At 58.8% G+C, this 24,344-nt stretch carries 21 protein-coding genes; 7 read left to right on the top strand and 14 right to left on the bottom strand.

What is annotated here, in order from left to right; translation table 11 throughout:
- Positions 1–46: 46 nt before the first annotated feature.
- A complete protein-coding gene (locus EC915_RS06250) occupies positions 47–790 on the top strand; it encodes a phosphatase PAP2 family protein (RefSeq protein ID WP_133749664.1) in 744 nt (247 codons plus the stop codon).
- 296 nt (positions 791–1,086) lie between these two features.
- On the opposite strand, the gene groL is transcribed toward EC915_RS06250, so the two are convergent.
- The 5 genes from groL to EC915_RS06220 all read right to left on the bottom strand — a co-directional run bounded on the left by groL (position 1,087) and on the right by EC915_RS06220 (position 6,026).
- Entirely contained in the window at positions 1,087–2,733 is a 1,647-nt protein-coding gene (groL, locus tag EC915_RS06245; protein ID WP_133749663.1) for a chaperonin GroEL, read from the bottom strand.
- Positions 2,734–2,785: 52 nt separating this feature from the next.
- Positions 2,786–3,079 carry a co-chaperone GroES gene (locus tag EC915_RS06240; protein ID WP_133749662.1) on the bottom strand — a complete coding sequence of 98 codons (294 nt, stop codon included), beginning with the start codon at positions 3,077–3,079 and terminating at the stop codon, positions 2,786–2,788.
- Between the two features lie 254 nt (positions 3,080–3,333).
- Positions 3,334–3,831: an FxsA family protein gene (locus EC915_RS06230; RefSeq protein ID WP_133749660.1), complete on the bottom strand. Its 498-nt coding sequence runs from the start codon at positions 3,829–3,831 to the stop codon at positions 3,334–3,336.
- 65 nt (positions 3,832–3,896) lie between these two features.
- The gene (locus EC915_RS06225; protein WP_133749659.1) at positions 3,897–4,628 is read right to left on the bottom strand and encodes a HugZ family protein; all 732 of its coding nucleotides are present in this window, start codon (positions 4,626–4,628) and stop codon (positions 3,897–3,899) included.
- Positions 4,629–5,018: 390 nt separating this feature from the next.
- The gene (locus tag EC915_RS06220) at positions 5,019–6,026 is read right to left on the bottom strand and encodes a DUF481 domain-containing protein (protein WP_133750155.1); all 1,008 of its coding nucleotides are present in this window, start codon (positions 6,024–6,026) and stop codon (positions 5,019–5,021) included.
- 194 nt (positions 6,027–6,220) lie between these two features.
- Here EC915_RS06220 and EC915_RS06215 point away from each other — a divergent pair, with 194 nt between their 5' ends.
- On the top strand, positions 6,221–6,556 hold the full coding sequence (locus EC915_RS06215) for an MGMT family protein (RefSeq protein WP_133750154.1): 336 nt from the start codon (positions 6,221–6,223) through the stop codon (positions 6,554–6,556).
- A 42-nt stretch (positions 6,557–6,598) separates the two neighbouring features.
- On the top strand, positions 6,599–8,158 hold the full coding sequence (locus EC915_RS06210) for an AmpG family muropeptide MFS transporter (RefSeq protein WP_133749658.1): 1,560 nt from the start codon (positions 6,599–6,601) through the stop codon (positions 8,156–8,158).
- Between the two features lie 126 nt (positions 8,159–8,284).
- On the opposite strand, the gene EC915_RS06205 is transcribed toward EC915_RS06210, so the two are convergent.
- Complete coding sequence (locus tag EC915_RS06205) at positions 8,285–9,139, bottom strand: mechanosensitive ion channel family protein (protein ID WP_133750153.1); 855 nt, start codon at positions 9,137–9,139, stop codon at positions 8,285–8,287.
- Between the two features lie 165 nt (positions 9,140–9,304).
- Complete coding sequence (locus EC915_RS06200; RefSeq protein ID WP_133749657.1) at positions 9,305–9,790, bottom strand: YajQ family cyclic di-GMP-binding protein; 486 nt, start codon at positions 9,788–9,790, stop codon at positions 9,305–9,307.
- Between the two features lie 178 nt (positions 9,791–9,968).
- Between EC915_RS06200 and EC915_RS06195 the strand changes: the two genes are divergently transcribed.
- From EC915_RS06195 to EC915_RS06185, 3 genes are all read left to right on the top strand, one after another.
- The gene (locus EC915_RS06195; RefSeq protein WP_256658682.1) at positions 9,969–10,895 is read left to right on the top strand and encodes a putative 2-dehydropantoate 2-reductase; all 927 of its coding nucleotides are present in this window, start codon (positions 9,969–9,971) and stop codon (positions 10,893–10,895) included.
- Between the two features lie 83 nt (positions 10,896–10,978).
- A complete protein-coding gene (locus EC915_RS06190; protein WP_133749655.1) occupies positions 10,979–13,027 on the top strand; it encodes an ATP-binding protein in 2,049 nt (682 codons plus the stop codon).
- A 4-nt stretch (positions 13,028–13,031) separates the two neighbouring features.
- Positions 13,032–13,610, top strand: a complete 579-nt coding sequence (locus tag EC915_RS06185; RefSeq protein WP_133749654.1) for a cob(I)yrinic acid a,c-diamide adenosyltransferase — start codon at positions 13,032–13,034, stop codon at positions 13,608–13,610.
- A gap of 128 nt (positions 13,611–13,738) precedes the next feature.
- Here the strand turns inward: EC915_RS06185 and EC915_RS06180 are convergent, their stop codons facing one another.
- The 3 genes from EC915_RS06180 to secA all read right to left on the bottom strand — a co-directional run bounded on the left by EC915_RS06180 (position 13,739) and on the right by secA (position 19,009).
- Positions 13,739–14,689 carry a Nudix family hydrolase gene (locus tag EC915_RS06180; RefSeq protein WP_133749653.1) on the bottom strand — a complete coding sequence of 317 codons (951 nt, stop codon included), beginning with the start codon at positions 14,687–14,689 and terminating at the stop codon, positions 13,739–13,741.
- Positions 14,690–14,907: 218 nt separating this feature from the next.
- Positions 14,908–16,125, bottom strand: a complete 1,218-nt coding sequence (argJ, locus tag EC915_RS06175) for a bifunctional glutamate N-acetyltransferase/amino-acid acetyltransferase ArgJ (RefSeq protein WP_133749652.1) — start codon at positions 16,123–16,125, stop codon at positions 14,908–14,910.
- Between the two features lie 133 nt (positions 16,126–16,258).
- Positions 16,259–19,009 (bottom strand): preprotein translocase subunit SecA, encoded by a 2,751-nt coding sequence (gene secA / locus EC915_RS06170; protein ID WP_133749651.1) that lies wholly within the window; start codon positions 19,007–19,009, stop codon positions 16,259–16,261.
- A 319-nt stretch (positions 19,010–19,328) separates the two neighbouring features.
- On the opposite strand from secA, the gene EC915_RS06165 reads away from it, so the two are divergent.
- Positions 19,329–19,793 carry a DUF721 domain-containing protein gene (locus EC915_RS06165; protein WP_133749650.1) on the top strand — a complete coding sequence of 155 codons (465 nt, stop codon included), beginning with the start codon at positions 19,329–19,331 and terminating at the stop codon, positions 19,791–19,793.
- A gap of 126 nt (positions 19,794–19,919) precedes the next feature.
- On the opposite strand, the gene lpxC is transcribed toward EC915_RS06165, so the two are convergent.
- From lpxC to EC915_RS06145, 4 genes are all read right to left on the bottom strand, one after another.
- A complete protein-coding gene (lpxC, locus tag EC915_RS06160; protein ID WP_133749649.1) occupies positions 19,920–20,831 on the bottom strand; it encodes a UDP-3-O-acyl-N-acetylglucosamine deacetylase in 912 nt (303 codons plus the stop codon).
- Between the two features lie 112 nt (positions 20,832–20,943).
- Entirely contained in the window at positions 20,944–22,134 is a 1,191-nt protein-coding gene (gene ftsZ, locus EC915_RS06155) for a cell division protein FtsZ (protein WP_133749648.1), read from the bottom strand.
- A 63-nt stretch (positions 22,135–22,197) separates the two neighbouring features.
- Positions 22,198–23,457, bottom strand: coding sequence for a cell division protein FtsA (gene ftsA / locus EC915_RS06150; protein ID WP_133749647.1), 1,260 nt, complete (start codon positions 23,455–23,457; stop codon positions 22,198–22,200).
- 15 nt (positions 23,458–23,472) lie between these two features.
- Complete coding sequence (locus EC915_RS06145) at positions 23,473–24,342, bottom strand: cell division protein FtsQ/DivIB (RefSeq protein ID WP_133749646.1); 870 nt, start codon at positions 24,340–24,342, stop codon at positions 23,473–23,475.
- Positions 24,343–24,344: the final 2 nt, after the last annotated feature.

The following is a 24,344-nucleotide window of genomic DNA, read 5'->3' as shown; positions in this document are numbered from 1 at the left end:
TGGGACTGTCCTTGTCGGCCCAGCTTGCCATTACACGGAATGCACCATGTCTGAAATCATCGAACGGGCTGCGTCGCGGCCGATCAATCTGTGGATTTACCTCGGCATACCGGCACTAACGGCCATCGTCTTGGTGTTGCTGGAGCTGACTTCGCTGGACATGGACATCGCCAGGTTGGCCTATGACCCAGGCGCCGGGCAGTTCGTGGGCAGGCATAGCTATTTCCTGGAAAACGTATTGCACGACCGCGCCAAACAGGTGGTGATTGCCTTGGGCGTGCTGTCCTTCGCAGGCTTCTTCGCAGCATTTTTCATTGAGCGACTCAAACCCTGGAAGCGTGAGCTCGGGTGCCTTGTGCTGTCGATGGCGCTGTCTACGAGTTTTGTCACGCCGGTCAAAGTGGTGACATCGGTTCAGTGCCCGTGGAGCCTGACCGCGTTCGGCGGCCAGGAAACCTACAGCGAACTGCTCAGCCCGCGCCCTGAAACCGACAAGCCGGGTCGTTGCTGGCCGGGTGGTCACGCGGCGACGGGCTTCACGCTGTTTGCGTTGTTCTTCGTCTTTCGTGATCGCCGCCCGCGCCTGGCCAAAACGGGACTGATCTTCGCGTTCGGACTGGGCACGGTGTTTTCGGTGGGGCGCATGTTGCAGGGCGCGCATTTTTTCTCGCACAACATCTGGACGGCAGTGTTCTGCTGGCTGATTTGTCTGGGGGCGTATTACGCTGTGCTTTATCGCCCGGCGGGTAAGCAGCACAAAACCGTTGCTGGAGATCCGGTTTCGGAGTAAGCGCAAGTGTGCGATTCGGCTCCCTGCCGCTGACAACCCGAACTACGCCACATAACCTCGTGGGAGAAGTCGGTGGTTACGACGGCAACGAGCGCGGTGGGGTGTTACAGGTAAGTTGCCTGACATCCGCGCTCGTCCGATTAAGACCCGCACTGTCGTAACCTTCAGAAGCTCCCCCGGGCACAGCGCTGAATCAGCGCTACACCAGGAAACGGATCTACACATATCCCCCGAAACAACCCCATAAAAAAACCCCGCCGAAGCGGGGTTCTTTATGCACCTGGGGTAAGGTTGGCTTACATCATGCCGCCCATACCACCCATGCCGCCCATGTCAGGCATACCGCCACCGCCCGCTGGAGCATCTTCTTTGATCTCAGCGATCATCGCCTCAGTGGTGATCATCAGACTGGCAATCGACGAAGCCGCCTGCAGCGCAGAACGAGTCACTTTCGCCGGGTCCAGAATACCCATCTCGATCATGTCGCCGTACTCGCCGGTAGCAGCGTTGTAACCGAAGTTACCCGAACCCTGCTTGACCTTGTCAACTACTACGCTTGGCTCGTCGCCCGAGTTGGCAACGATCTGACGCAGAGGTGCTTCAACCGCACGGCGCAGCAGAGCAATACCGACGTTCTGGTCAGCGTTGTCGCCTTTGAGCTCGGAGATAGCTTGCAGCGAGCGCACCAGTGCCACGCCACCACCAGGTACCACGCCTTCTTCAACAGCTGCGCGGGTTGCGTGCAGGGCGTCTTCAACGCGGGCTTTCTTCTCTTTCATCTCAACTTCGGAACCGGCACCGACCTTGATCACTGCAACGCCGCCGGACAGCTTGGCCAGGCGCTCTTGCAGTTTTTCTTTGTCGTAGTCGGACGAAGTGTCGCCGATCTGCTGACGGATCTGAGCGATACGACCGTCGATATCGGTTCTAACGCCAGCACCGTCGATGATGGTGGTGTTTTCTTTGTTCAGCACAACGCGCTTGGCATTACCCAGGTGTTCCAGGGTGGTGCTTTCCAGGCTCAGACCAATCTCTTCGGAGATAACGGTACCGCCGGTCAGGACAGCGATGTCCTGCAGCATGGCCTTGCGGCGGTCACCGAAGCCTGGCGCCTTGACGGCGGCGACTTTGACGATGCCACGCATGTTGTTCACGACCAGAGTCGCCAAAGCCTCACCTTCAACGTCTTCAGCAACGATCAGCAGCGGACGACCGGCTTTGGCAACGGCTTCCAGCACTGGCAGCATTTCGCGGATGTTGGAGATCTTCTTGTCAACCAGCAGCAGCAGAGGGCTGTCCAGTTCGGCAACCATGGTGTCCGGCTTGTTGATGAAGTACGGAGACAGGTAGCCGCGGTCGAACTGCATGCCTTCAACGACCGACAGTTCGTTTTCCAGACCCGAACCTTCTTCAACGGTGATAACGCCGTCTTTGGTCACTTTCTCCATGGCTTCGGCAATGATGTCGCCGATGGAGCTGTCGGAGTTGGCCGAGATGGTGCCGACCTGAGCAATGGCTTTGGTGTCGGTGCAAGGCTTGGACAGTTTCTTGAGCTCGGCAACGATGGCGATGGTTGCCTTGTCGATGCCACGCTTGAGGTCCATCGGGTTCATGCCGGCAGCGACGGCTTTCAGGCCTTCGTTGACGATGGCCTGAGCCAGAACGGTAGCGGTGGTGGTACCGTCACCTGCGTCGTCGTTAGCACGGGAGGCAACGTCTTTAACCAGCTGCGCGCCCATGTTCTCGAAACGGTCTTTGAGTTCGATTTCTTTGGCGACCGAGACACCGTCTTTGGTGATCAGCGGAGCGCCGAAGCTTTTCTCGATGATGACGTTACGGCCTTTCGGGCCCAGAGTCGCTTTTACCGCGTCAGCCAGGACGTTTACACCGGCGAGCATTTTTTTACGGCCAACGTCGCCGAATTTAACTTCTTTAGCAGCCATGATCGATATTCCTTAAATACTTTGTAGTAAAGGGAAAATGAGGGGTATCAACTCAGCCTTCGACGACCGCGAGGATTTCGTTCTCGCTCATCACCAGCAGGTCTTCGCCGTCTACTTTCACAGTGTTGCTGCCGGAGTAAGGGCCGAACACCACTTTGTCACCTACTTTGACGGCCAGCGCACGAACTTCACCGTTGTCCAGGACGCGACCGGTACCCACGGCGATGATTTCGCCACGGTTTGGTTTTTCAGCAGCCGAACCTGGGAGCACGATACCGCCAGCAGTTTTGGTTTCTTCTTCGCTGCGACGGATTACGACGCGATCATGCAGAGGACGAAGCTTCATTGTCGATCTCCTAATTATGGTTTTTGAACGCCCGGTTTTGGCACCGGCGGGTTAAACATCCGGGCTTGCCGGTTACGGTTCGCGAGCGAACCGCAGAATACGGTCTGGCGAAATGCGCCAGAAACCTTGCGGTGACCCATACATAAGGGCGAGCAAGCTGATTACAAGGCTCGACGAAGAAATTTTTTAAGCGCGATGAGGTCGCGAAAACGCGCACGGCACCCTCAGGTGCCGTGCTGGACGTGGCGTACAGATCACTTTTTATCGACAGGCTCGTACTCGCCTTCGATCACGTCACCTTCAATCACTTCAGGCTGGCGGGCCCCAGGACGAGCCGCGCCGGGACCGGTCGCCCCTGAAGAACGCAGATCGTCAGCGAACGCACGTTGACGGCTGGCTGCCGCTTCGGCGCGCTGACGCACCTTGCTCACCAGCAAACGACGGGTAAACGGCATCAGGCAGATCAGGCCCAGCACGTCACTGATGAAACCAGGCAGCACCAGCAAACCGCCGCCAACGGTCATCATCAGGCCATTCATCATCTGCTGCGCAGGCAGCTCGCCACGCGCAAGACTGGCACGGGCACTGATGGCGGTCGCAAGCCCGGCGACCCGTACCACGACCACCCCGAGCATCGAGCCTGCGACAACCAGCAGGAAAGTCGGCAGAAAGCCGATCGACATTCCGACTTTCACCAGCACGAACAGCTCAAGTACCGGAAAAAGCAATAAAAGCAGTAGAAAAACGCGCATCAAGTAGTTTCCTCAATGGAAGAAGGCTTCCAGTAGACACTAGGTGAAGTCGCAAAGTCGTTAATTCAAGCTTCAATCACTTCACAAGTCGGCCATTTTTCAGCGTGGGCCAGCTGCACCAAGGCCTGACGCACTTGTGTCGGCGTATTACAAGACTCGGCAAAGGCCAGCCAGTGAATGCCTTGCCCAACGCGCAGGTGCATGCCCTCGCTGTCGATACCGACAAGAACCGCAGGCTCGGTGTTTGGCAGTCCTGCGAGTTCGACATAGTGCGCGATGGCTTGGGTGTGATCTTCGTTCATGTGTTCGATCATACCGGTTTCGGCGGCACCGGCGAACGGGCTGGCCAATGCCGCGTCGTCGAGCCAGTGGATCGCGCCGAAGCCACCGATGTATCGGTAACGCACTGGCACCAACACCCAGAAGTCGAAATCGTGGGCGCTGTGATAGCTCTCCGATTCCGGGAAATAGCGGTAATAGCGTTGTGCAGCGGCTTGGATCGCGGCAGCGTCGGTGACTTTTTGCGCTTGGGCCATCACCGTGACTCGACCGACCGACTGAATATCTTCGGCTGCACGCTCGCCGACGATCATCGAACACTTGGGGTCAAGTTGCAGGTTGTGGGTGTGCTGGGCGATACGGCTGATCAGGATCAGCGGATGACCTTGATTATCCAGGCAGTAGGGCACCACGGAGCCAAAGGGGTAACCGGGCATCGACCTGGAATGGGTCGACAGCACACCGCGATACTCCTTGAGTAAGAGTGCTCGGGCTTGCCGGGTGGCGTTGGCGCTCATGGTGAAACTCCTGAACAGATGAAATCGACAAAGGCGAGACACGCGCAGCAGTGTGTGGCGTGGAAGGGCACACGATAATCGTTATCGCCAATGGGTGCCAGATTGAGGCGGCGTGACGATTTTGCACGGGGTTAACGTAAATGTTCTGCACGGTGGCTGCCTAAACGCAGCCCCTGCAGGAACGTCCCGGCGTTTACTCGCCGCGCCGTCGGGCAGCAGAAAGGGTCTATGCATGAGCGAACTCATTCACGAGGCGGCGGCACAACAGTCACTTGCGAATTTCTTGAAATGTTTTTGCCTGAATGCCGACCGAGGTACATCCGCCCACAGGGACGGTGCATGCCGGAGGACCCGGCATTCACCTGCGCAGCCATCTATATAAGGAAGAACCTACCAGGACACGCCGAAACCAGCGGTGTAGCGCGTTTTGTCCAGGTCGCCATTAGCAGAGCCACTGATGATGTCCTTTTCAGCCTTGACGTTGAGCGAGGCCCATTCGGTGACCTTGTAGCGCAGACCGATTTCGGTATCGAGGCTGTAATCGGCAACGCCGCTGAGGGGTTTGCCCAGCTCACCGTTGGTGAAGAACTCAACCTTTTTGCCAATCAGGAAACGGTTGTAATCCCAAGTGCCGGAAACGGAATAGAAGTGTTCCTTTTCATCATTGGAATATTCGAAATCAGTGCGGTTGAGCAGCGCGCCAACCTTGAAGGCACCCAGCTCATCATCCCAGAACTGGTAACCCGGACCGGTACCGACGGTGCGCTGGCGATCCAGGTCTTCGATGGTGTCACGCTTGTACGTCAGGCGGCCGTCCCAGAACCATTTGTCCGTGAGGAAACGGTCGACCGAGTACTCCATGCTCCAGTTATTGGTGGTGGTCAGGTCATCTTGCGATTCGCGGTTGTACTCGCCCTTCGCGTTATGCCGCCACTGGCCATGAGTGGCCGTGGTCTTGAAGGCGATGTTGTAGTCATCGGTATCGTTTTCCGCACGCTGAAAATCCAGGGCGGCGTCGATATTACCCTTCCAGACCAGGTCGGTGACCACAGGCTTGGGCTTCATGATCTGCCGGATGCTGGCCAGCTCCACGGTTTTCGGCGCATCGCCGTTGGCCAGAGTGACCTTACCGTCATCGGCAGGCTGCAGTGACTTGGAAATCTCGCCGGTATGAGCGTCTTCCTTGACCAACAGGTGCTGGTCGCTTTCCAGCGTCTTGACTTCTTTCCAGTCCAGCGGAATATCGCCTGCATATTTAGTGTTGAGCAGCAGCTTCCCGCCGTCGAAGACCTTGATGGTCCCTGTCAGCTTGTCACCATTCTTCAACCAGACGGTATCGGCGAGCAAGGGAGTAGAAGCGCTAGTAATGGCGAGGCACAACAGGGTTCTGGACAACATAAGCAACGACAGGGCTCTGATTGGCGGTAAATCGGGCATTATCCGGGAGGACAACGTCAAGGCAATCCAGGGACCGCCGACACAGGAATCACTGACCGTAGGAAATACCCGTAGTTCCTTGGTGAGCATTCATGCGGCCCCTTTTATACAGGAACGAATGCGTGGCTGAACACTCTCCGATCACCACTGACATAATGGGTGTATCCCCTGCAGAGGCCCGGCGGGCGGCGCTTTACCTGACGCTGCATCAGGTGCCTGATGGCAAGGTCGTCAGCTACGGTCAGCTGGCAGAACTGGCAGGTTTAGGACGAGCGGCACGTTTTGTAGGCCGCACGCTGAGCCAGTTGCCCGATGGCAGCGCACTGCCCTGGCATAGGGTTCTCGGCGCTGGCGGGCGCATCAGCCTGGCCGCCGGCACCGTTTCGGGAGAGGAGCAGCGTGCGCGTTTGCGGGCCGAGGGCGTGACCATCCGTAACAATCGTGTGGATATGCAGCGTCATGGCTGGCGTCCGACAGAGCACAACGGTTAGAGTGCGCGCTTTGTCCACGTAAACTGAGGCAGATTCCAGCCCATGCCCCGCAAAACCTGGCGCGCCGCGCTCGCCGCATATGCCAGCCCCTCTACGTTTGTGCTGTTGTTGCTCGGCTTCGCTGCGGGCATGCCCTACATGCTGGTGTTCTCTACCCTCTCGGTATGGCTGCGTGAAGCAGGTGTCGCCCGTGAGACCATCGGCTACGCGAGCCTGATCGGCCTGGCCTATGCCTTTAAATGGGTCTGGTCGCCGCTGCTCGATCAATGGCGCCTGCCATTGCTCGGAAAACTGGGACGCCGTCGCTCCTGGCTCGTGCTTGCCCAGTCGCTGGTGACGCTGGGCCTGATCGGCATGGGCTTCTGCGACCCGCAACAGCATTTGTCATGGCTGATCGCAATGGCCGTGCTCGTGGCGTTCTCCTCCGCCACGCAGGACATCGCCATCGACGCTTACCGACTGGAGATCGCCTCAGAAAGCCAGCAAGCCACCCTGGCCGCCAGTTACATGGCGGGCTACCGCGTAGCGGCCCTGCTGGCCACCGCAGGTGCGCTGTATTTCGCCGAGGGCTTCGGGTCGACCGGTTTCGCGTACAAGCACTCGGCCTGGACCGGCACTTATGTGCTGTTCGGACTGTTGATGCTGCCCGCGCTGGTAACGACGCTGATCATGCGCGAGCCCGCAGTTCCACTGCGCACTCAGCTGTCGGCGGCGCGCTACGGCTTCGCGCATCAGTTGGCATCGGTGTTCGTGCTGATCATCCTGCTGGTGTCCCTTCCGGCCATGTTCACCCAGCTGTACAACACAGACTTCGCCAGCGTGCTCTTCCAGGGCTCCACATGGAAAAGCCTGCTGATGGAGGACCGCGCCTTCCTGCGCGCGATCCTTTATACCCTGCTCACTGCAGCCTGCCTGTCGTCCATCGGACGCCGCGGGCTGGCACCGGTGCTGACCCCGATCAACGACTTCATTCTGCGCTACCGCTGGCAGGCGTTCCTGCTGCTGGGCCTGATCGCCACTTACCGCATGTCCGACACGGTGATGGGTGTGATGGCCAACGTGTTTTACATTGACCAGGGCTTCACCAAGGACCAGATCGCCAGCGTCAGCAAGATCTTCGGCCTGGTAATGACGCTGTTGGGCGCAGCGTTCGGGGGCCTTGCGATCGTGCGCTTTGGCATCATGCCGATCCTGTTCATAGGCGGCGTCACCTCGGCGGCAACCAACTTGCTGTTCCTGATGCTGGCTGACATGGGTCCGAATCTGAAGATGCTCATCGTCACAATCTCGCTGGACAACTTCAGCTCGGGGCTTGCGACATCAGCCTTCGTCGCCTACCTGTCCAGCTTGACCAACCTCAAGTTCTCGGCCACCCAGTACGCACTGCTCAGCTCGATCATGCTGTTGTTGCCGCGCCTGATCGGCGGATATTCAGGGGTGATGGTAGAGAAGCTGGGTTACCACAACTTCTTCCTGGCCACCGCTGTGATGGGCATTCCGACCTTGTTCATGATCGCCCTGCACTGGGCCCAGGAGCTGCGCAAGGAAAAGCCGGGGGCGGATCAAAAGCCTGCCGAAGCACCGGTAACTGAGCAGCCTTGATCGTCTGAGAGCAAGCGTCAAGTGCGGAGCCCGCCGCACGCCTGTTCCCACAGGTCAGCAACGCACGACAGAGACAAAAAGCCCCGATCTGTCGCGAGTCGGGGCTTTGTCGTATCAATAACGGGCTTAACGCTGAGGTGCCGGTTCCTGCTGTTCCTGCACCACACGAACCACCCGTTGCGGGAATGGAATGTCGATGTTGGCAGCACGCAAACGATCGCGGATCTCTTCATTGAAACGGTTGGAGACGTTTCCGAGATCACCGGTGTTGGTCCAGACGCGCAACGAGACCGTGATCGAGCTGTCGCCCAATGCCGACACCACGGCCTGAGGTGCCGGGTCTTGCAGCACGCGCGGATCGTCGGCCATTTCCATCAACACAGCCAGTGCCTGCTTGAGGTCTGCATCGTAGTCGATGCCCACGTCGAAAGTGATCTTGCGGGTCGGCTGACGGTTGGTGTTGGTGATGATGCCGTTGGACAGATTACCGTTGGGCAAGATCACCGTCTTGTTGTCGCCAGTGCGCAGCACGGTGTGGAAAATCTGAATGCCGTCCACTGTGCCGGAAACACCCTGCGCCTCGATCCAGTCACCGATACGGAACGGGCGAAACAGCAGAATCAGCACGCCGCCTGCGAAGTTGGCGAGACTGCCCTGCAATGCCAGACCGATGGCCAGACCTGCTGCACCGATGGCTGCAACGAAGGACGTGGTCTCGACGCCGATCATCGAAGCGACACTGACGATCAGCAGGATTTTCAGAATGATGTTGGCCAGGCTGCTGATGAAACCTTGCAGTGCCAGATCCACATGACGGTATGCCAGCAGCGCGCCAATCTTGGACGTCAGCTTGTTGATCAGCCACCAACCCACCAGCAATACGACAACGGCCAGCAACACGCGGCTGCCGTATTGCATCACCATGGGAATCCAGGCTTGGGAAGCCTTGACCAGATGATCCACCTGGCCGTTCAAATCCAGATCCATTGATTGCTCCTTGGGGTCGCGAAACGAAAGACAGAAACGATGGCCCTTCAGCGTGCCACCGCTTCAACGGGACCTGCACTCGGACGCTCACAACACGCTCAGGTTCCGGTGCAGCCCCGAATCGGTCCGCAAAAAATGCGGACCCTTCACGAAGGGGGATCAGTCGCGGAAGTTGTTGAACTGCAGCGGCATGCCGAATTCATGACCACGCAGAGCCGCGATAGCCTCTTGCAGATCGTCACGTTTCTTGCCGGTCACGCGCACCTGCTCGCCCTGGATGGCGGCCTGAACCTTGAGTTTGGCCTCCTTGATATGGCCGACGATTTTCTTCGCCAGCTCCTTGTCGATACCTTGCTTGAGCGTGGCCTCCTGCTTCATCAGCTTGCCCGAAGCGTAGGCTTCCTTGACTTCCAGGCACTGCACATCGATCTTGCGCTTGACCAGCGCCAGTTTGAGGATTTCGATCATCGCTTCAAGCTGGAAGTCGGCTTCGGCCGTCAGGTTGATGGCAAGGTCCTTTTCCTTGAACTCGAAGCTGCCTTTGCCTTTGAGGTCGTAGCGGCGGTCCAACTCCTTGATCGCGTTGTCGACGGCATTCGTGACTTCGTGTTTATCCAGTTCGGACACTACGTCGAACGAGGGCATGTAGATTCTCCAATTGATACGGCGCGGCTCGACATGTAAATGGAGCACGCCTGACTTGACGGTATGAAAGCCCGGTCATTATAACGAGACTTTTCCCCTGTTCATGTGAGCCTGCGATGTCGTTTTCGTTTTCCTTTTCATCGCAATCCAATGACCTGCGGTGCAGTCACCTTTGAAATTGCCCTTCTGGCACGTCCTCGGTGCGGGCAGCCTCGGCAGTCTTTGGGCAACAAGGCTGGCGCGCGCAGGTGTGCCGGTGCGGCTGATCTTGCGCGACTCAGCACGCCTCAAGGCTTATGCAGCCAAGGGCGGGCTGACGTTGAGCGAACAAGGTCAGCGTCAGACCTTCGACATAACGGCACAAACCCTCGATGATCCGCAGCCCATCCAGCGCCTTCTGGTGGCCTGCAAGGCCTATGACGCGCAAAGCGCAGTGGCCAGTGTCGCCTCACGTCTGACGCCCGGAGCCGATGTGCTTCTGCTGCAGAATGGCCTGGGCAGTCAGGAGGCCGTTGCTGCCTCGCTTCCCGACCTGTTTCCACCGCCGCGCTGCATCTTCGTGTCGAGCACTGAAGGGGCATTTCGGGATGACGATTTCAGCGTGGTTTTCGCCGGGCAAGGTGCCAACTGGCTTGGAGAAGCCCACCAGGGCCTCGCTCCGGTCTGGCTTGATGAGCTCGTGGCGGCCGATATCCCTCACCAGTGGGGCCCCGACATCCTCGAACGCCTGTGGCGCAAGCTTGCGCTCAATTGCGCGATCAATCCGCTGACGGTTCTGCACGGCTGCCGAAATGGCGAATTACAGAAGCGTGCAGCTGAGGTCACTGCTCTGTGCGACGAGCTGGTTGCAGTGCTGGAGTGTTGTGGCCAGCCAAAGGCGGCTGTCGGGCTGCATCAGCAAGTCGACCAGGTGATCAGGGCCACAGCGGCCAATTATTCGTCGATGCACCAGGACGTGGCGCAAGGCCGCAGGACCGAAATCAGCTACTTATTGGGGTATCTTTGCGCCGCTGCTGCGCGTCATGGCTGCCAGGCGCCTCTTCTGGACCAACTCCGCGAGCGACTGATCGATCACCTGAAAGCGCAAGGCCTGCCAAGCGACTAGCTCATCAATCGTGCATCGCGGGTTTGCTCTGAACCGGAACAGCGCTAACCTGCCTGCTCCTCATCTGCCAGTGACCCCGTCCAATGCCATTGCGCCAGCGCCTCGAAAACCTGCCGGTGGGTCAAAAACTGTTGGCCGCCCTGCTGGTTCTGCTGACCACCGTCCTGCTGGTCGCCAACCTGACCTTCATCAGCGCCGCCTATTACATCTCTCAAGAAGCCATGGCCCCCCAAGCCTTGCAGACCATCGGCCGATTGATCGGAAACCCCGGGCTGGCCGAGCAGGCGCTGTCGTCGCCCTATAACGCACAAGCGCTGCTCAAGGAACTGAAAAACTATGGACCGCTGCGCGCGGCTGCCGTCTACGACACCAACGGCAACCGGCTGGCGCAAGTGCAACAGGGCGAAAAACTGCGTCTTCCCGACCTCTACCGCAATCTGGAAAGCTGGCGTATCACCGAATTTCGCAACACCCAGGTGATTGCGATCCCTAAACAAGGCCAGGCGCCGGGGCATTTGTTGCTGGTGGCGAGCAGCGAGTTGCCGACTGCGTTTTACACCGGCACGCTGACGGCAAGCCTGGGCATCCTGATTTTCAGCGTATTGCTGTGGACAGGCGTGGCGCGGCAAATACGCAGGTTCATTACCGAGCCGATTTACCTGTTGGAGGACTTGTCACGTCGCGTCACACGTGAAGAGAATTACGCCCTGCGCGCCAGCCCCGGCAATCAGGACGAAATCGGTTCGCTTGCCGAAGCGTTCAACACCATGCTGTCGCGCATGGAAGCCCGGGAGCAGCAGCTCAAGCGCGCGCGGGACGACTCTCAGGAGGCCTACGATCAAGCCCAGGGGCTTGCCGAAGAAACCCGTCACACCAATCGCAAGCTGGAACTGGAAGTCCAGGTCCGTAGCAAGATCGAGAAGAAGCTCACCGGCTTTCAGAATTACCTGAACAGCATCATCGACTCCATGCCTTCAGCGCTGATAGCGCTCGATGAGCAACTCTATGTCACGCAATGGAACCAGGAAGCAGGCGCCCTCTCCGGTACGCCCTTGGACGAAGCGCTCAATCAGCCGATTTTTCTGGCCTTCCCGCCAATGAAAGCGTTTCTGCCGCAGATCAAGCTGACCGTCGAGCGCCATACGGTGACCAAGATCGAGCGTGTGACCTGGGTCAAGGGCGACCTGACCCGTCACTTCGCCCTGACGTTTTATCCACTGACCGGTGGGGCCGGGCGTGGTGCGGTCATCCGGATCGACGACATCACTCAGCGGCTGTCACTGGAAGACATGATGGTGCAGTCGGAAAAGATGCACTCGGTGGGCGGTCTGGCGGCCGGCATGGCGCATGAAATCAACAACCCCTTGGGCGCCATCATGCACAACGTGCAGAACATCCGCCGGCGCCTGTCTCCCGAACTGCCAAAAAACATGCAGCAGGCCGAGCAGGAAGGCATCGAGCTGAACGCCGTGAATCAGTACCTGAGTGCCCGCGAAGTGCCACAACTGCTCGACGGCATCCAGCAGGCCGGCGCCCGGGCGGCGAAGATCGTCAGCCACATGCTCAGTTTCAGCCGCCGCAGCAACCGGCAAATGGCGCCGTGCGATCTCCCTGCATTGATTGATCAGGCCGTCGAGATCGCCAGCAACGACTTCGACCTGACGATCGGTTTCGATTTCAAGGGCCAGAACATCATTCGCCAGTTCGACCCCAATCTCGGCCCGGTCCCGGGCACCGCCAACGAGTTGGAGCAGGTGCTGCTCAACCTGCTGAAGAACGCAGCGCAGGCGATTCATCATCGCGAGCACCACACCGAGCCAGGCCGCATCTTTCTGCGTACCCGGCTTAATCCGCCGTGGGCGGAAATTCAGGTCGAGGATAACGGCATCGGCATGTCCGAAGCCGTGCGCAAGCGCACCTTCGAACCCTTCTTCACCACCAAGGAAGTTGGTCAGGGTACAGGACTCGGGCTGTCAGTCTCGTACTTCATCATCACCAACAATCACAAGGGCCAAATGGAGGTGCATTCCACCCTCGGCCAGGGCACCTGCTTCACCCTGCGATTGCCTCTGGCAGGCAATCCGGTGGAGGTGCCCGCCCCTCAGATCATTGGTCAGAACGACCGGGAGTAGCACCATGGGATTTCGCTTGTCGAAGATATACACACGCACCGGCGACAAAGGCGAAACCGGCCTGGGTGACGGCCGCCGGGTGCCCAAGGATCATCCGCGAGTGGAGGCTATCGGCGAGGTCGATACCCTGAACAGCCAGTTGGGAGTGCTGCTGGCCGGGCTGAGCGACCTGATCGGTTCGACGCCTTCGGTGCAGCAAGTCATCGATGTACTCGCGCCTTGCCAGCACAGGCTGTTCGATCTGGGTGGCGAACTGGCGATGCCGAAATACCAAGCGCTCAATATCACGGAAATCGAACGGCTGGAGGCGGCCATCGACGCCTGGAACGAGGAAGTCGGACCACTGGAGAACTTCATTCTGCCGGGCGGTTCTGCGCTGATCGCGCAAGCCCATGTGTGTCGTAGCCTTGCGCGCAGTGCCGAGCGCCGTTGCCAGCACCTGAATGCCATCGAACCACTGGCCGGAGTCGGTCTGGCGTATATCAATCGGCTGTCGGATCTGTTGTTCGTCGCCGCTCGGATCATTGCGCGTCGACAGGGCATTGCAGAGATCTTGTGGCAAGCGGCGAAGAAACCGGAGTGAGCCGGATCTGCGCTTTCAGGCAGTCCCCTGTGAGAGCCGGATTGCTGGCGAATCCGGTGGATCAGTGGCGAAGACGCTGACTGATCAACGTCGTTCGCCGGCACCTCGGCATCAGAAGACAGGCCGCGTTAGTCAAATCCATGCGGCCAAAACGCCCGAATTCCTGCTACGCCCTGCGCGCCGTTTTCCCAGGCGCGCTGTCGTTCTGCCGGCCCTACTCCACCGAGCAGATAGACCGGCCTGTTGAAGCCGTCGATCAGTGCCCGAGCCTGCTCCCATCCCAATGGTTCGGCGTCCGGGTGGCTTTGTGTCGCCTGTACTGGCGACAGGGTGACGAAGTCCACGCCCATCTGCTCGGCCAGGGACAGCTCTTCAGCGTTATGGCATGAGGCGGCCAACCATCGATCCTCAGGGAATGGACGGCCCTTGCTGGCGTATTTGCGCAACTGGGCGCTGGTGAGGTGCCAGCCTGCGGCCGGAAAATCGCCCAGCCATTCCAGCGGACCTTTGAGCATCAACTGCGCCTTGCCCGCGCAGAGCCCGACCGCATCTACCGCAACGTCGCGATATTTAGGGTCGTAGCCATTGGGCGCGCGCAGTTGCACCAGCTTGATGCCGCTGGCAATCGCTTTTTGAATACCCTGCAGCAACTGCGGGGTTTCAAGCGCATCCGGGGTGATCAGGTACTCGCCCGGCAAGCGGGCAGCGGCCACGATAGGCTGATTCGCTGCGGGAAACGCGTACCCGTCCAGCTCCCGATTGGATGCCCAGGACAAGGGCTGTCCCTCGGCACCGTGTGGCTCGCCCGTGAATGACGAGACTTCCCAGACATCCAGCAACACCTGCTTGTCCGGGTAGTCATGCCTGATCTTGATCAGCGGGCGCGCGGCCCCGACCATGATCCCCAATTCTTCCTTCAACTCGCGAGACAGGGCCGCTTCGACCGTTTCGCCTGGTTCGACCTTGCCGCCGGGAAACTCCCACAAGCCACCCTGGTGCTGCTTGTCGGCGCGCCGGGCAATCAGAATCTTGCCGTCAGTGCCCCGAATGACCGCGGCGGCTACATGGATTCGTTTCAATTTCAATCGTCCTCTTGAACAAGGCATACGGAGGCAAACCGATCACTTTGTGCCGTGCGCTGAATGCTCATTGTGGGCGCGGATTCACTTGCGAAAAACAGTGCTTAACATGGAGATGTATCGGCTGTCCTCTCACTTCGCAGATGAATGCTTTCACCCAGGGAAACGGGCCAGGCAGGGATACCCTGAATGACCCCTCGCTCATCAGCGGGTCTGAATCAGGTACGGTATTCCGCGTTGATCTTCACGTATTCGTGGGACAGGTCGGTGGTCCAGATGGTTTCGCTGCAATCGCCGCGACCCAACTCAATGCGGATGGTGATTTCCTCTTCGGCCATCACCGCAGAACCCTGCTCTTCAGTGTAGGTGGAGGCACGTGCGCCCTTGCTGGCGATGCATACACCGCTCAGGAACACGTCGATCTTGCTCACGTCCAGATCTGGCACACCCGCGCGGCCCACTGCGGCCAGGATGCGGCCCCAGTTCGGGTCGGAGGCGAACAAGGCAGTCTTGATCAGCGGCGAATGAGCCACGGTGTAGCCGACGTCCAGGCACTCCTGATGATTGCCGCCGCCGTTGACTTCGACAGTGACAAACTTGGTCGCGCCTTCACCGTCACGCACGATGGCCTGAGCGACATCCATGCAGACCTCCAATACGGCTTTTTTCAGCGCCTCGAACAGCGGCCCCCTGGCTTCGGTGACTTCCGGCAGATTGGCCTGGCCGGTTGCGATCAGCATGCAGCAATCGTTGGTCGAGGTGTCGCCATCGATGGTGATCCGGTTGAACGACTTGTTGGCACCGTCGCGGATCAAATCCTGCAACACGCTTTGGGCAACCTTGGCGTCGGTGGCAATGTAGCCAAGCATGGTCGCCATGTTCGGCCGGATCATGCCGGCGCCTTTGCTGATGCCGGTCACGGTGACGGTTACGCCATCGACCTGGAACTGGCGGCTGGCACCCTTGGGCAGAGTGTCAGTGGTCATGATGCCGGTTGCAGCCGCAGCCCAGTTATCCACAGACAGGTCGTCCAGCGCGGTCTGCAATGCGCTTTCGATCTTTTCCACCGGCAGCGGCTCGCCGATCACACCCGTGGAGAACGGCAACACAGCGCTGGCCTGGACCCCAGTAATCTCGGCGAGCTTTGCGCAAGTACGTTCGGCGGCCGCCAGGCCTGGCTCGCCGGTGCCGGCATTGGCATTACCCGTGTTGGTCAGCAGATAACGCACGGTGCCTTGCACGCGCTGTTTGGCCAAAATCACCGGGGCTGCACAAAACGCATTGAGGGTGAATACGCCGGCAACACTGGAGCCTTCGGCGCAGCGCATGACCACGACGTCTTTGCGCCCCGGACGCTTGATGCCGGCAGAGGCGATGCCCAGCTCGAAACCGGGAACCGGGTGCAGCGTCGGCAGAGGACCAAGACCAACAGCCATGAAATACGCTCCTTGAAAAAAGTCATGCCCCGCGCGGTGTAACCGGTGCGGCGCGTTCGATTGAAAAACGCCGCGACGGCTGAGCCTGTCGCGGCGTGGTGTAGCGGTTCAGATGCAACGGACCGTTTTCGGCTTAGTTGATCTGACCGTGACAGTGCTTGAACTTCTTGCCCGAACCACACCAGCACAGTTCGTTGCGACCCAGCTTCTGATCGTTGCGCACCGGCGACAGGGCGCTGGCCGCAGCAACGGTCAAGTCTTCACCCTCTTCGGCCAATATATCCGGCTGATCAAGACCCGGCGCTTCGGCGTGCTGGAACTGCATGCGCTGAGCCAGTTCTTCGGCATCGCGCCGCAGACGCGCTTCCTCTTCGGCCTGGTCTTCCCGACGAACCTGAACGTGAGACAACACACGAATGGCGTCGCGCTTGATCGAATCCAGAAGCTCCTGGAACAGCGTGAAGGACTCGCGCTTGTATTCCTGTTTCGGGTTCTTCTGAGCGTAGCCGCGCAAATGGATACCGTGACGCAGGTGGTCCATGGTCGACAGGTGGTCTTTCCACAGATCGTCCAGAACGCGTAGCAGAATCTGTTTCTCGAAGGTACGCAGCGCTTCGGCGCTGGCCTGGTCTTCCTTCTCGATGTAAGCCGACATGATGGCTTGCAGAAGTTTCGAACGCAGGCTTTCTTCGTGCAGGTGATCGTCTTCGTCCAGCCACTGCTGAATCGGCAATTTCACACCGAAGTCGCTGTTCAAGGCGGCTTCCAGACCGGCCACGTCCCACTGCTCAGGCAGGGATTGCGGCGGAATGTGCGAGGTGATGGTGGCGTCCAGCACTTCTTCACGAAATTCAGCAATGGTGTCACCGATATTGGTCGCAGCCAGCAGGCTGTTACGCATGTGGTAGATCACTTTACGCTGTTCGTTGGAAACGTCGTCGAACTCAAGCAGTTGTTTACGAATGTCGAAGTTGCGGCCTTCGACCTTGCGTTGCGCCTTCTCGATGGCGTTGGTCACCATGCGGTGCTCGATCGCCTCGCCGGATTGCATGCCCAGCGCTTTCATGAAGTTCTTCACCCGGTCAGAGGCGAAGATGCGCATCAGACTGTCTTCCAGCGACAGGTAGAAACGGCTGGAACCGGTGTCGCCCTGACGACCGGCGCGACCGCGCAACTGGTTGTCGATACGACGCGATTCATGACGCTCGGACGCAATCACATGCAGACCACCGGCCTCGATGACCTGCTGATGGCGCTTCTGCCAGTCAGCCTTGATCTGCGCGGTCTGCTCCGGCGTCGGGTCTTCGAGACTGGCGACTTCGACTTCCCAGTTGCCGCCCAACAGGATGTCGGTACCACGACCGGCCATGTTGGTGGCGATGGTCAGCGCGCCCGGACGACCGGCCTGGGCAATGATTTCCGCTTCTTTTTCGTGGAACTTGGCGTTCAGAACCTTGTGATCGATGCCTTCCTTGCGCAGCAAGTCGGACATGTGCTCGGAGGTTTCGATGGTCGCTGTACCTACCAGCACCGGACGCTGCTCGGCCAGACAGGCCTTGATGTCGGTGATGATCGCCTGGTACTTCTCTTCAGCGGTCAGGTACACAAGGTCGTTGAAGTCTTTACGCGCCAACGGCTTGTTCGGCGGAATGACCATCACGGCCAGGGTGTAGATCTGGTGGAATTCGAACGCTTCGGTGTCGGCGGTACCGGTCATGCCGGACAGCTTGTTGTACAGACGGAAGTAGTTCTGGAACGTGGTCGAGGCCAGGGTCTGGCTCTCGGCCTGAATGTTCAGGTTTTCCTTGGCTTCGATCGCCTGGTGCAGGCCTTCGGACAGACGACGGCCCGGCATGGTACGACCAGTATGCTCGTCGACCAGCAGAATCTGGCCGTCCTGAACGATGTATTCGACGTTGCGATGGAACAGCTTGTGAGCGCGCAGACCGGCATAGACGTGAGTCAGCAGGCCAAGATTGTGCGCCGAATACAAGCTCTCGCCTTCGGCCAGCAGGCCGACTTCGGTGAGCATTTCTTCGATGAACTGGTGACCGGACTCGTTCAGCTCCACCTGACGGGATTTCTCGTCAATGGAGAAGTGGCCTTGTTTGGTCACCACGCCTTCCACTTCCTCGATGTGCTGCTCGAGTCGCGGGATCAACTTGTTGATTTCGGTGTACAGCTTGGAGCTGTCTTCGGCCTGGCCGGAAATGATCAGCGGCGTACGGGCTTCGTCGATAAGGATCGAGTCCACTTCGTCGATCACGGCGAAATTCAGCTCGCGCTGGAATTTCTCTTCCATGCTGAACGCCATGTTGTCGCGCAGATAGTCGAAGCCGAATTCGTTGTTGGTGCCGTAGGTGATGTCCGAGGCATAAGCAGCACGCTTCTCTTCCGGCGGCGCGAACGGCGTAACGACGCCTACGCTCAAGCCGAGGAATTCGTACAGTGGACGCATCCAGTTGGCGTCACGACGAGCCAGGTAATCGTTCACGGTGACAACGTGCACGCCCTTGCCGGACAGCGCATTGAGATAGACCGCCAATGTCGCGACCAGGGTCTTGCCTTCACCGGTACGCATCTCGGCGATCATGCCTTCGTGCAGCGTCATGCCGCCGATCAATTGAACGTCGAAGTGGCGCATCCCCATGATGCGCTTGCCCGCCTCGCGGCAGACCGCGAACGCTTCGGGCAGGAGCTGATCGAGGGTCTCACCTTTGGCTATGCGGGCCTTGAACTCTTCGGTCTTGGCGCGCAGTTGCTCGTCCGAAAGGGCCACCATTTGCTCTTCGAAGCTGTTGACGAATTGAACCGTCTTGAGCATGCGCTTCACTTCGCGCTCGTTCTTGCTTCCGAAAAGTTTTTTTAACAAAGGTGCAAACATATCGACAGGATCTTCCACACATAGGGATGGAGGGCGGCCCCGTGAGTCGCCCGTGCAGCCCTCATGGCCGCATGCGAACGAGCATTCTACCCGGAAATGGTGGTGAGGAAAGTGGCGTTATTCCACGATGCTGGCACAGCAGTGTTACGGGGCAGCAGTAAAATAGGGGCGTTTGCTTGGACTTCAACCCGTCACCGAAAGAAGTTTGATTAAAATTTGTTCACAAACAGAGCGCCATATCGCCAGCCGGGTCCAATGCCTGCGAGGCCGGCCGGTGATTTCTGCTACCATCGCAGGCTTGTATCGAAGGGCAACTCTTATGGCATTTCGTCCCTTGCACGCCCGCGCACCAGCCGTGTTGTTGCGTGAGGCTCGGCCACTCAAAGCCATCTACAATCATGCCCAGCGACTGGCGCACTTGCAGCGCTTGCTGGAAAGCCAGCTGCAACCGGCTGCGCGCGCGCACTGCCACGTCGCGTCTTGGCGCGAGGGCACTTTATTGCTGATTGTCACCGACGGGCATTGGGCCACGCGCCTGCGCTATCAGCAGAAACGCCTGCAAAGGCAACTGGTGGCTTTCAAAGAATTTTCCAACCTGACACGTTTGCAGCTCAAGGTACAACCAGCAACGGTCCATCAGAGTGCCGCGGGTCATTCGCGGGATCTTTCGGTGGCGGCGGCGGAGACGATCAGTGAGACGGCTGAGGGGATCAGTGATCCCAAACTGCGCGCGGCGCTGGAGCGATTGGCGGCGCATGGCAAGCACAGGCAGCCTAACGGCTAGGTTTTGGCGTTTGGGGTGGGTGCATCCCAAACAAGCGGCTCACCCCCAAACACAGCGCCCAAGCCCACAATGAAAAAAGGCCACCCGAAGGTGGCCTTAAATAATCAAACTAGAAGAAGAGAGTATTTACACCGCCGCTACAGGGCGCATGTACGAGATCGGTGCGGTACTGGCATCTTCGAAGGTCACAACTTCCCAAGCATCTTCCTGTGCAATCAATGCACGCAGCAGACGATTGTTCAAACCGTGTCCCGACTTGAAGCCTTGATACTCGCCGATCAGGCTGTTGCCCAGCAGATACAGGTCACCGATAGCATCCAGAATCTTGTGCTTGACGAATTCGTCCTCGTAACGCAGGCCGTCTTCGTTCAACACGCCGTCCTTGTCCACGACGATAGCGTTTTCCACGCTGCCGCCCAGTGCAAGGTTGTGCTTGCGCAGGTACTCGATATCTTTCATGAAACCGAAAGTACGCGCACGGCTCACTTCTTTAACGAACGAAGTGCTGGAGAAGTCGACGCTTGCCGTTTGCGTGCGGTTCTTCAGGTACGGGTGGTCGAAATCGATCTCGAAACCCACCTTGAAACCTTCGAACGGTACGAACTTGGCGGACTTGCCGTCTTCTTCAACGCAGACTTCTTTCAGAATGCGTATGAATTTCTTCGGTGCGTCCTGCTCTTCCAGGCCCGCTGATTGAATCAGGAATACGAAGGGACCTGCGCTGCCGTCCATGATTGGAACTTCGGAGGCAGAGAGTTCAACGTAGGCGTTATCGATGCCAAGGCCAGCCATGGCCGACAGCAAGTGTTCAACCGTATCGACCTTCACGTCACCATTGAACAGCGTCGTGGAGAGCGTGGTGTCGCCTACATTCAGCGCGTGTGCGTTGATCTGGACAACCGGCTCGAGGTCGGTACGGAAAAACACAATGCCAGCGTTCACAGGTGCAGGTTTGAGGGTCAGGTATACCTTCTCCCCCGAGTGCAAACCGATACCTGTGGCACGGATAATATTCTTCAGGGTGCGTTGTTTAATCATGGCATTGGCCGCTTCAGCGCATATCGCGAATTAGTATCAACAAAGGCCGGCGATGATAGCAGACCTCGCCTTTGCTGAACACCAATCACCCTTATACCCCTGATAGAACCCATCAATCAGCCTGACGACGCAGGAACGCTGGAATATCCAGGTAATCCAGATCATCTTGCGGGTTCATCTTCGCCGCTGCTGTCGCGCCAGCGTGTGCCTGATTGCGCATCACGGTAGGACGGTCCAGATCACGGTAATTCACCGATGGCTGCTCCTGACGAACTGTTTGCTGCTGCGCTGGTGCGGACTGAGCGGTCTGCATGGTGTTGTCGATGACCTTCACAGGCTTCTCGATTTTTGCACCCAGGCCGGTGGCAACCACAGTCACGTGCAACTCGTCACGCATGTCTGGATCGATAACCGTGCCGACCTTGACCATGGCGTGTTCGGAGGCGAACGCTTCGATGATGCTACCCACGTCCGAGTACTCACCCAGCGACAGGTCAGGACCGGCAGTGATGTTAACCAGAATGCCGCGGGCACCCTGCAGGTTGACGTCTTCAAGCAGCGGATTGCGAATCGCAGCCTCAGTGGCTTCACGCGCACGGTTCGGACCGCTGGCGCAGCCAGTGCCCATCATCGCCATGCCCATTTCGGACATCACGGTGCGTACGTCGGCGAAGTCGACGTTGATCATGCCTGGACGCTTGATGATGTCGGAAATACCGCGGACGGCACCTGCCAAAACGTCGTCAGCCTTGGCGAAAGCCGACAGCAGGCTCGCGTCCTTGCCCAGGATGGTCAGCAGCTTCTCGTTGGGAATGGTGATCAACGAGTCGACGCTTTCAGACAGCGCGCGGATGCCTTCATCGGCGATCTGCATGCGCTTGCGACCTTCGAACGGGAATGGACGCGTCACGACCGCAACGGTCAAGATGCCCATTTCCTTGGCCACTTCGGCAATGATCGGCGCCGCACCGGTACCGGTACCGCCACCCATGCCGGTGGTGATGAAGACCATGTTGGTGCCCTGCAGGACTTCTGCAATGCGCTCACGATCTTCCAGCGCGGCCTGACGACCGACTTCAGGGTTGGCACCTGCACCCAGGCCCTTGGTCACACCGGTACCCAGTTGCAGAATGGTGCGCGCGCCAATGTTTTTCAGGGCTTGAGCATCGGTGTTGGCGCAGATGAACTCGACGCCTTCGATGTTGCTCTTGACCATGTGGTTGACTGCGTTGCCGCCGCCACCACCGACGCCGATTACTTTAATTACCGGGCTTTGTGGGATGTTGTCTACGAGCTCGAACATGTTCCCTCTCCTTCAGTTCTCTAGTTTTATGTCGCCTGTTGCCTGCCTACCACTTTTTGAATCTTAGAAATTCCCCTGGACCCAGCGTTTGAGACGCTCAAACACTGAAGCCTTCGGTTCATCGCTATAACTGCTACCGGAGCCGGAAAGGCCGGACAGCGAGATGCCGTCAGACTGCTTTTGCAGCCCATACAGCAACAGGCCGACGCCGGTGGAGTAAATCGGGTTGCGAACCACGTCCGCCAAACCCTTGATGCTGTGCGGCACGCCCAGGCGCACCGGCATATGGAAGATTTCCTCGGCAAGTTCCACCGCGCCTTCCATTTTCGCCGTACCACCGGTCAGCACGATGCCGGCCGGGATCAGGTCTTCGTAGCCACTGCGACGCAGTTCGGCCTGAATAAGCGTGAACAGTTCGTCGTAGCGTGGCTCGACCACTTCGGCCAAGGCCTGACGCGACAGCTCACGCGGCGGACGGTCGCCGACGCTCGGGACCTTGATGGTTTCGCCGGCACCGGCCAGTTTTGCCAAAGCGCAGGCGTAACGGATCTTGATCTCTTCGGCGTACTGCGTAGGGGTACGTAGGGCCATGGCGATGTCGTTAGTGACCTGGTCACCGGCAATCGGGATCACGGCGGTGTGACGAATAGCGCCTTCGGTGAAGATCGCGATGTCGGTGGTGCCGCCACCGATGTCGACCAGGCACACACCCAGTTCTTTTTCATCATCGGTCAGCACCGAGTATGCCGAAGCCAGTTGCTCCAGAATGATGTCATCCACTTCCAGACCGCACCGGCGCACGCATTTCTCGATGTTCTGTGCAGCATTCACGGCGCAGGTCACTACGTGAACCTTGGCTTCCAGACGCACGCCCGACATACCCAATGGCTCGCGAACGCCTTCCTGATTGTCGATGACGTAGTCCTGCGGCAGCGTGTGCAAGACGCGCTGGTCAGCCGGGATTGCTACGGCCTGAGCAGCATCGAGTACACGCTCAAGGTCAGCCGAGCTCACTTCGCGATCACGAATCGCCACGATACCGTGGGAGTTCAGGCTTCGAATATGATTGCCGGCGACACCGACGAACGCCGAGTGAATGCGGCAGCCGGCCATCAGCTGCGCTTCTTCGACCGCGCGCTGGATCGACTGCACGGTCGACTCGATATTCACCACCACGCCCTTCTTCAGGCCACGTGAGGGATGGGTGCCGATACCGACGATTTCCAGCGTGCCATCAGCCGCGACTTCGCCTACCAGCGCCACCACCTTGGAGGTGCCGATATCCAATCCGACGATCATTTTGCCGCTTTGCACGTTTGCCATGGGTCCTGCCTCTTATCAATTCTTCGCGACGGCGGGTTTTTCCGTCGTTGTAGCTGACGCCTGCTCACGCCAACCGACGGCAAGGCCGTTGCTGTAGCGCAGGTCGACGCGCGCAATGTTCGTGATCTGTTCTTTAAGCGTTTTTTCGTAGATGGCGATAAAGCGGCGCATCTTCTCCACCAGATGGTCACGCCCCAGCAGCAGTTCCAGGCCAGGGCCTGCATTGCCTGCGCCGGTGGTCAGGAACCAACTGCCTCGCTCGCGCAATTCCAGGCGAGCGATGGAGAAGCCCAGCGGGCGCAACATCTGGCTCAATACCTGGTACTGCTGCATCACCTGCTGTTGAGCCCGTTGAGGCCCGAACAACTGCGGAAGGTGTTCGTAGTTCGCCAGCTCGCGCGGAGTGAACGCCTGCCCCTGGTTGTTCAACAGGGCTTCATCGCCCCATCGTGCAACCGGCAACTGTTCTTCAAGACGAATCACCACCTGATCCGGCCATACGCGGCGGACTTCGGCATGGGCGATCCACGGCATCTGCTCAAGCTCGGTTCGCATCCCGGCCAGATCGATGTTGAAGAAGCTGGTCGCCACGAACGGCGCAATGCGCTGCTGAACGGCCTGCTGGCTGATGTAGCTCAAGTCGCCCTGAACGTTGATCCGTGAGATCGGTCGATCGGCGTAAGGCAACAGGCGCTGTGCGGCTTCGTAAGTGCCAAAACCGAATACCACCAGCAGCACGGGCCACATCAGGCTGCGCAGGAAACCGAAGTTCGGCTTGGGCATGCGCGCCGACAACGGCTCCTTAGCCACCATCCGGCTGGCGCCACGAGGCACCGGTTTGCGGTTTGGCGTGGATTGCTGATGACGTACCGTCGCGCCGAGCATGA

The organism is Pseudomonas sp. LP_7_YM, assembly GCF_004364435.1.
In the GTDB taxonomy this organism is placed as follows: Bacteria; Pseudomonadota; Gammaproteobacteria; order Pseudomonadales; family Pseudomonadaceae; genus Aquipseudomonas.
This window is presented reverse-complemented; position numbering and strand designations above follow the sequence as displayed.

What these genes read in the sequence shown, in the direction of transcription:
- ftsA (WP_133749647.1), bottom strand. Translation starts at nt 23,457, where the DNA reads ATGGCAAACGTGCAAAGCGGCAAAATGATCGTCGGATTGGATATCGGC.
- EC915_RS06250 (WP_133749664.1), top strand. Translation starts at nt 47, where the DNA reads ATGTCTGAAATCATCGAACGGGCTGCGTCGCGGCCGATCAATCTGTGG.
- EC915_RS06200 (WP_133749657.1), bottom strand. Translation starts at nt 9,790, where the DNA reads ATGCCCTCGTTCGACGTAGTGTCCGAACTGGATAAACACGAAGTCACG.
- EC915_RS06225 (WP_133749659.1), bottom strand. Translation starts at nt 4,628, where the DNA reads ATGAGCGCCAACGCCACCCGGCAAGCCCGAGCACTCTTACTCAAGGAG.
- lpxC (WP_133749649.1), bottom strand. Translation starts at nt 20,831, where the DNA reads ATGATTAAACAACGCACCCTGAAGAATATTATCCGTGCCACAGGTATC.
- EC915_RS06185 (WP_133749654.1), top strand. Translation starts at nt 13,032, where the DNA reads ATGGGATTTCGCTTGTCGAAGATATACACACGCACCGGCGACAAAGGC.
- EC915_RS06190 (WP_133749655.1), top strand. Translation starts at nt 10,979, where the DNA reads ATGCCATTGCGCCAGCGCCTCGAAAACCTGCCGGTGGGTCAAAAACTG.
- EC915_RS06240 (WP_133749662.1), bottom strand. Translation starts at nt 3,079, where the DNA reads ATGAAGCTTCGTCCTCTGCATGATCGCGTCGTAATCCGTCGCAGCGAA.
- EC915_RS06210 (WP_133749658.1), top strand. Translation starts at nt 6,599, where the DNA reads ATGCCCCGCAAAACCTGGCGCGCCGCGCTCGCCGCATATGCCAGCCCC.
- EC915_RS06145 (WP_133749646.1), bottom strand. Translation starts at nt 24,342, where the DNA reads ATGCTCGGCGCGACGGTACGTCATCAGCAATCCACGCCAAACCGCAAA.
- groL (WP_133749663.1), bottom strand. Translation starts at nt 2,733, where the DNA reads ATGGCTGCTAAAGAAGTTAAATTCGGCGACGTTGGCCGTAAAAAAATG.
- ftsZ (WP_133749648.1), bottom strand. Translation starts at nt 22,134, where the DNA reads ATGTTCGAGCTCGTAGACAACATCCCACAAAGCCCGGTAATTAAAGTA.
- EC915_RS06230 (WP_133749660.1), bottom strand. Translation starts at nt 3,831, where the DNA reads ATGCGCGTTTTTCTACTGCTTTTATTGCTTTTTCCGGTACTTGAGCTG.
- EC915_RS06165 (WP_133749650.1), top strand. Translation starts at nt 19,329, where the DNA reads ATGGCATTTCGTCCCTTGCACGCCCGCGCACCAGCCGTGTTGTTGCGT.
- EC915_RS06215 (WP_133750154.1), top strand. Translation starts at nt 6,221, where the DNA reads ATGGGTGTATCCCCTGCAGAGGCCCGGCGGGCGGCGCTTTACCTGACG.
- argJ (WP_133749652.1), bottom strand. Translation starts at nt 16,125, where the DNA reads ATGGCTGTTGGTCTTGGTCCTCTGCCGACGCTGCACCCGGTTCCCGGT.
- EC915_RS06220 (WP_133750155.1), bottom strand. Translation starts at nt 6,026, where the DNA reads ATGTTGTCCAGAACCCTGTTGTGCCTCGCCATTACTAGCGCTTCTACT.
- secA (WP_133749651.1), bottom strand. Translation starts at nt 19,009, where the DNA reads ATGTTTGCACCTTTGTTAAAAAAACTTTTCGGAAGCAAGAACGAGCGC.